Raw genomic sequence first — 6,152 nt, forward strand, 5'->3', positions numbered from 1 at the left:
ACGCCGCTTTCGGCCAGTGCGGCCTTGGCCTTCTCCACGTCAAAGGCAAAGGGCGTGTCTTCCAGCGCCCCGAGGTATCCCTTCGGCAGGAAGGCCTGATGCGGCACCATGCTGCCTTTCAGCACGGTTTCGGCCAGCCCCTTATAGTCGATGGCATAGCGCATCGCCTCCAGGAACTTCTGGTTCTTGTACAGCTCGTTCTTCTGGTTGAAGGACAGATAGAAGATCTGGCCGCCCACATCCTTTTGAATTTTCAGATCGGCATTGCCGGTGATGCCTTCAATATCCACCGGGGTCAGCTCGCGCGCGATGTCGATATCGCCCTTCTCCAGCAGCAGGCGCTGCGTCGCGGCCTCGGGCACATGGCGCATGAACACGGCTTTCATCGCCGCATCGCCGCGCCAATGGCCCTCGCGGGCTTGCAGGATATAGCCCTCGTTCGGCTTGTAGGATTTCAGGATATAGGCGCCGGTGCCGGCCGAATTGGTTTTCAGCCATTCATTGCCCATGTCGCCATTCGCGTCATGCTCCATCACCGTCTTCATATCGACGATGGAGGCCACCCCCGCGGTGAGGCAGTTATACAGGAAGGTGGGCGCATAGGCCTTGTCGGTTTTCAGGGTGACGGTATCGCCCTCGGCGGTCACCATCTGATCAACGTTTTCGGCCGTCCAGCCGAACTGGTTCAGGATGAAAGCAGGGGATTTGTTGATCTTCACCGCGCGTTGCAGCGAATAGGCCGCATCGGCGGCGGTCACCGGATTGCCGCTGCTGAAGGTGATGCCCGACTTCATCTTGAAGGTGAAGGTCATGGCATCTTCGCTGACCGACCAGCTTTCCGCGAGGCCCGGCTGCGGCCCGGTGGGCTGCGAGGGGTCCAGCTCGATCAAGCCGTCATAGACATTGTTGACCACATCGAGGCCAGAGAATTCATAGGCCTCATGCGGGTCCAGCGACACGATGTCGTCAATCGCATCGGCAATCACCAGCGTATCGGCAGGGGTTTCGGCCAGCAGGGCCGAAGGCGCGGCGGTGAGCATCAAGGCAGCAGTGGCGGCAATGCCCACCCGGCGCAGGGTCGGTTCCATCAACATCTCAAATCTCCCGTTGGTGTCATTTTTCTAGCGACTCCGTGCGGATGCCGGAAATCTTGACCGATTGGGCAATTTTGGCGGGCACTTGTCAACCGCTGTGAAACATGGCGTGATCGCCCCCGCACAGACTGCCCGAAAAGGAAGCACCCATGCCGCTTCAGCCGGTTTTTGATGGTCACAACGATCTGCTCTCTTGCCTCTGGGCGGCGGGCGACCGCGAGGGCCGGGCGTTTTTCGAGGGCGGTCAGGGCATGGTCTCGCTGCCTGCCTGCCGGGCGGGCGGCATGGCGGGCGGGTTCTTCGCCATCTGGGTGCCGGGCGAGAAGGCGGGCGCCCCCGATCCGATGGCGACCTATCGCGCCTATCCGCCCGTCAGCGTGGAAAAGGCCCATCGCGTCACGCTGGAACAGGCCGCGATCCTGATCCGCATGGCGGCGGCCCGCCCCGATGCGATCCGGCTGTGCCGCACGGTGGCCGAGATCGAGGCCGCGCGGGCGGTGGGGGCCGTGGCCGCGATCCTGCATATCGAGGGCTGCGAGGGCATTGGCGAAGGTCTGGACGAGCTGCATGTGCTGCATGCGGCGGGGCTGCGCAGCCTCGGCCCGGTCTGGAGCCGCGACAATATCTTTGGCCATGGCGTGCCCTTCAACTTTCCCGCCTCGCCCGATACCGGGCCGGGCCTGACCGAGGCTGGCCAGCGGCTGGTGGCGGAATGTGACCGGCTGGGCGTGCTGGTGGACCTTGCGCATCTCAATGAGGCCGGGTTCTGGGATGTGGCGAAAATCACCACCCGGCCCATGGTCTCCACCCATTCCGCCGCCCATGCGATCTGCCCCGCCACCCGCAACCTGACCGACCGGCAATTGCGCGCCATGGCCGAAACCGGGGGGCTGGTCGGCCTGAATTTCGGCGTGGGCTTCCTGCGCGATGACGGGGTGAAAAACCCCGCCATGCCCGCCAGCCAGATGATCCGCCATCTGGATCACCTGATCGGCATCCTGGGCGAGGAGGGCGTGGCGCTGGGGTCGGATTTCGACGGCACCACGGTGCCCGACTGGATGGAATCAGCCGCCCACCTGCCCCGGCTGATCGCCGCCATGCAGGCCGCAGGCTATGGCGAAGCGCTGATTGCGCGCCTATGTTGGGACAACTGGATGGGGGTTTTGCGCCGGATCATCGGGTAAGGCCGCATTTTGGCCCTTGAAAATCAGGGGAAACGGGCGCATCTAGCGCCCGATGCCTGCGGCTTTCGCGGGCCAAACCCTATTGGAGTGACCATGGCCAAGGAAGAACTGCTCGAATTCCCCGGTGTCGTGAAGGAACTCCTGCCGAACGCGACATTCAAGGTCGAGCTGGAAAACGGCCATGAACTGATCGCGACGATGGCAGGCAAGATGCGCAAGAACCGCATCCGCGTTCTGGCCGGCGACAAGGTGCAGGTGGAAATGACCCCCTACGACCTGTCGAAAGGCCGCATCAACTACCGCTTCAAGTGAAGCTGATCCTCGGCTCCGCCAGCCCGCGCCGGAAGGATCTTCTGGCGCAGCTTGGCCTTGCGCCCGACGCCATCCTGCCCCCCGACATCAACGAAGACCCGAAACCGCGCGAGCTGCCGCGGCCCTATTGCGCGCGTCTGGCGCGGGAAAAGGCGCTGGCGGTGACGGCGGCGGCGGAGGATGTCGTGCTATGCGCCGATACCACCGTGGCGCTTGGCCGCCGCATCCTCGGCAAGCCGCGCGATGCGGGCGAGGCGGCGCAATTCCTCACCATGCTGGGCGGGCGCCGCCATCAGGTCATCACCGCCGTCGCGGTGCGCCGGGGCGAGCGGCTCTGGTGCCGCGAGGTGGTGACCGATGTGAAGATGAAGCGCCTCTCCGATCTGGAGCTGAACAGCTACCTCGCCAGCGGCGAATGGGAGGGCAAGGCGGGCGCCTATGCCATTCAGGGCCGCGCGGGCGCGTTCATCCCGTGGATCTCGGGCTCTTTCACCGGCGTCGTGGGCTTGCCCGTCGCCGAAACCGCAGCGCTTCTGGCGGCTGCGGGCTACCCTGTTTATCGGAGCTGACGCCATGAAGGGCCGCGTGATCGTGCTGGACACTTGGGGCGAGCGGCAGGCCGCCGCCCTTGTGGTGGACGGGGTGCTGCAAGACCTTGCGATCGACCCCGCCGATGACAGCGCCCTGCCCGGCGCGCTGTATCGCGGCACGGTGGATCGGCTGGTGAAGGGTCAGGGCGGCGTGTTCGTGCGCCTGCCCGAGGGGCGCTCGGGCTTTCTGCGGCAGGTCTCTGGCCTTGCACCGGGGCAATCGCTGCTGGTGCAGGTGACGGGCACTGCCGAACCCGGCAAGGCCCTGCCGGTCACCACGCGCCTGCTGTTCAAAAGCCGCTATGCCATCATCACCCCCGGCGCGCCGGGGCTGAACATCAGCCGCCGCATCCGCGACGAGGAGGCCCGCGCCGATCTGGAAGCCCTGGCCCAGGCCGGGATGGAGGGCGCGCCGCAAGACCTTGGCCTCATCCTGCGCTCGGCCTGCGAAGGCGCCGACGAGGCCGAGGTGGCCGAGGATATTCTGGAAATGCGCGACCTTGCGGTGGCGGTGCTGAACGATGCCGATGGCGCGCCGGAACTGCTGATCGACGGGCCTTCCGCGCATGAGACCGCCTGGCGCGAATGGGCCGATCCGGCACCGGACGAGATCGTGGAGGGCGCCTTTGCCGATCACGGCGTGGAGGAGATGCTGGATGCGCTGCTGAGCCCGCGCATCGCCCTGCCCGGCGGCGCCCATGCGCTGATCGAGCCGACCCGCGCCCTGATCGCGGTGGATGTGAACACCGGCGCCGATACCTCGCCCGCCGCGAGCCTGAAGGCCAATATCGCGCTGGCCCGCGACCTGCCGCGCCAGCTCCGCCTGCGCGGGCTTGGCGGGCAGGTGGTGGTCGATTTCGCGCCGATGCCCAAGAAAGACCGCGCGACGCTGGATCAGGTGCTGCGCGCCGCCTTCAAGGGCGAGGCGGCGGAAACCAGCCTCGCCGGCTGGACCACGCTCGGCCTGTACGAGCTGGTGCGCAAGCGCGACCGCGCCGCCCTGTCGGAGCTGCTGGGAGAGCGGGGATGAGCTGCCCGATCTGCCAGAAAGCGGCGGATGCCAAATACCGCCCCTTCTGCTCGCGCCGCTGCGCCGACATCGACTTGGGCCGCTGGCTGAAGGGCGGCTATGTCATCCCCGGCAGCGCGCAAGAGGAAGACGATCCCGCACGGAGCGAAGACGAAAATCCGCCCCGGCACTGATTTTTTCGCCTTTTGCCTCTGGACAGCCCCCCCGCCCTCGCTTAATACCCGCCTCACCAAGCAGCCACAGGCTGACAGTGCCCGGATAGCTCAGTTGGTAGAGCAGCGGATTGAAAATCCGCGTGTCGGCGGTTCAAATCCGTCTCCGGGCACCACTTCTTACTCCCTGATACGCCAAGATTTTCTCGCAGGCCCCGCGCTGTGCTGCTGTCTGTGTGCAGGGCCATGGCGGCGCGTTGAGCGGCTGCGGCTGACGTAACGTCGCGTCCCGAAGCGCCGGCGCCCCTTGACCCCTCCCGCCGCCTGCGGCCTCCTGCCGCCATCAGGAGGAGCCCCATGCAGCCCCAAAACATCCCCGAAAATCTTGCCATCGACCGCCAGCCCGACGGGGTCTGGGTCGTCACGCTCAACCGTCCCGACAAGCGCAACGCGCTGAATGCCGCCACCGTGGAGGAGCTGGTGGCGCTGTTCTCCACCGCCGCCACGGCGGGGGCGCGCGCCATCGTGCTGGCGGGGGCGGGCGATCACTTCTGCGCCGGTCTGGATCTGGTGGAACATCACCGCGCCGACCGCAGCCCCGCCGAATTCTGGCAGCTTTGCCTGCGCTGGCACGAGGCTTTCACCAAGATGGAATATGGCGGCGTGCCGGTCATTGCGGCACTGAAAGGCGCGGTAGTGGGCGGCGGGCTGGAACTGGCCTCGGCGGCCCATATCCGCGTCGCTGATGCCAGCACCTATTTCGCCCTGCCCGAAGGCCAGCGCGGCCTCTTTACCGGCGGCGGCGCCACGATCCGGGTGGCGGATCTGATCGGCAAGGCCCGGATGATCGACATGATGCTGACCGGCCGGGTCTATCAGGGCCAGACGGCGGTGGATCTGGGCCTCGCGCAATATCTGGTCGAGGATTCGCTGGCCCATGCCCTCGCGCTGGCGCGGCGCTGCGCCGAAAACCTGCCGCTGACCAATTTCGCCATCTGCTCGGCCATCAGCCATATGCAGAACATGTCGGCCCTGGATGCCGCCTATGCCGAAGCCTGCGTGGCGGGGGTGGTGAACACCCAGCCCGAGGCCCGCGCGCGTCTTGCGGCCTTTGCCGACAAATCCGGCCCGCGCATCCGCCCGACAGAGTGACAGCAAAAAGCCGGACCCGGTTTCCCGGGCCCGGCTGATCGGGTGTCGGCGAGGGTCAGACGTTCTTCGACCACTCGTCGACGCGGCGCTCGGCCTCGTCCTTGGCCAGGCCATAGCGCTCCTGCACCTTGCCCGCCAGCTGGTCGCGCTTGCCCGCCACCACATCCAGCTCGTCATCGGTCAGGTCACCCCAGGTTTCCTTGGCCTTGCCCTTCAGCTGCATCCATTTGCCCTCGATCTGATCCCAATTCATCATCGTCTCCTTTCGCAGGGTCTGTGTCATGCTTGACGGCTCCACAACGCCCCCTGCCGCGCTCCGGTTCCGGGTTCTGTTCAAAAATGTATCCGCCACCCGCCGCCAAAATTTCTCTGTGCGGCAGGGAACCATTTCCGGGCCCCCGCCGTTGAACTGGCATCAGCGCCGCACTTGGCGCATCCCAATCGGAGAGTGCAGAATGTTCGCTTTCAAACCCTTTGCCGCTGCCACCCTGCTGGCCACGCTCACCGCCGGTTCGGCCTTCGCCGCCGTTGACAAGGTGGCGGAAATCGACGTGACCGCCGATGTTTCGGCCATCCAGAACGAGAAAGCCGCCGCCTATTGGGCCAATATCGAAAAGGATCTGGAGGCCGCCATCGGC

General features: G+C 65.8%; 8 protein-coding genes, 1 tRNA gene and 1 pseudogene. 8 read left to right on the plus strand and 2 right to left on the minus strand.

Annotated elements, in window-relative coordinates:
• A partial coding sequence (locus JNN06_RS04380; protein ID WP_291238374.1) for an ABC transporter substrate-binding protein occupies positions 1 to 1,094 on the minus strand: 1,094 nt, incomplete at its 3' end.
• 149 nt (positions 1,095 to 1,243) lie between these two features.
• Here JNN06_RS04380 and JNN06_RS04385 point away from each other — a divergent pair.
• The 7 genes from JNN06_RS04385 to JNN06_RS04415 all read left to right on the plus strand — a co-directional run bounded on the left by JNN06_RS04385 (position 1,244) and on the right by JNN06_RS04415 (position 5,514).
• The gene (locus JNN06_RS04385; protein ID WP_291238375.1) at positions 1,244 to 2,278 is read left to right on the plus strand and encodes a dipeptidase; all 1,035 of its coding nucleotides are present in this window, start codon (positions 1,244 to 1,246) and stop codon (positions 2,276 to 2,278) included.
• A gap of 93 nt (positions 2,279 to 2,371) precedes the next feature.
• Complete coding sequence (gene infA, locus JNN06_RS04390; protein ID WP_054301515.1) at positions 2,372 to 2,590, plus strand: translation initiation factor IF-1; 219 nt, start codon at positions 2,372 to 2,374, stop codon at positions 2,588 to 2,590.
• A complete protein-coding gene (locus tag JNN06_RS04395; RefSeq protein ID WP_291238376.1) occupies positions 2,587 to 3,159 on the plus strand; it encodes a Maf family protein in 573 nt (190 codons plus the stop codon). The genes infA and JNN06_RS04395 overlap by 4 nt, the downstream gene beginning before the upstream one ends.
• 4 nt (positions 3,160 to 3,163) lie before the next feature.
• The gene (locus JNN06_RS04400) at positions 3,164 to 4,210 is read left to right on the plus strand and encodes a ribonuclease E/G (RefSeq protein ID WP_291238377.1); all 1,047 of its coding nucleotides are present in this window, start codon (positions 3,164 to 3,166) and stop codon (positions 4,208 to 4,210) included.
• Positions 4,207 to 4,383, plus strand: a complete 177-nt coding sequence (gene yacG, locus JNN06_RS04405; protein ID WP_291238378.1) for a DNA gyrase inhibitor YacG — start codon at positions 4,207 to 4,209, stop codon at positions 4,381 to 4,383. The genes JNN06_RS04400 and yacG overlap by 4 nt, the downstream gene beginning before the upstream one ends.
• A 79-nt stretch (positions 4,384 to 4,462) precedes the next feature.
• Positions 4,463 to 4,538 (plus strand) — tRNA-Phe (locus JNN06_RS04410).
• Positions 4,539 to 4,719: 181 nt separating this feature from the next.
• Complete coding sequence (locus tag JNN06_RS04415) at positions 4,720 to 5,514, plus strand: crotonase/enoyl-CoA hydratase family protein (protein ID WP_291238379.1); 795 nt, start codon at positions 4,720 to 4,722, stop codon at positions 5,512 to 5,514.
• 55 nt (positions 5,515 to 5,569) lie between these two features.
• Here JNN06_RS04415 and JNN06_RS04420 read toward each other — a convergent pair whose 3' ends face one another.
• The gene (locus tag JNN06_RS04420) at positions 5,570 to 5,767 is read right to left on the minus strand and encodes a CsbD family protein (protein ID WP_291238380.1); all 198 of its coding nucleotides are present in this window, start codon (positions 5,765 to 5,767) and stop codon (positions 5,570 to 5,572) included.
• 202 nt (positions 5,768 to 5,969) lie between these two features.
• Between JNN06_RS04420 and JNN06_RS04425 the strand changes: the two are divergent.
• Positions 5,970 to 6,152, plus strand: a pseudogene (locus JNN06_RS04425) (hypothetical protein); the annotation flags it as partial.

The organism is Gemmobacter sp. (genome assembly GCF_016792925.1).
Taxonomy (GTDB): Bacteria; Pseudomonadota; Alphaproteobacteria; order Rhodobacterales; family Rhodobacteraceae; genus Gemmobacter.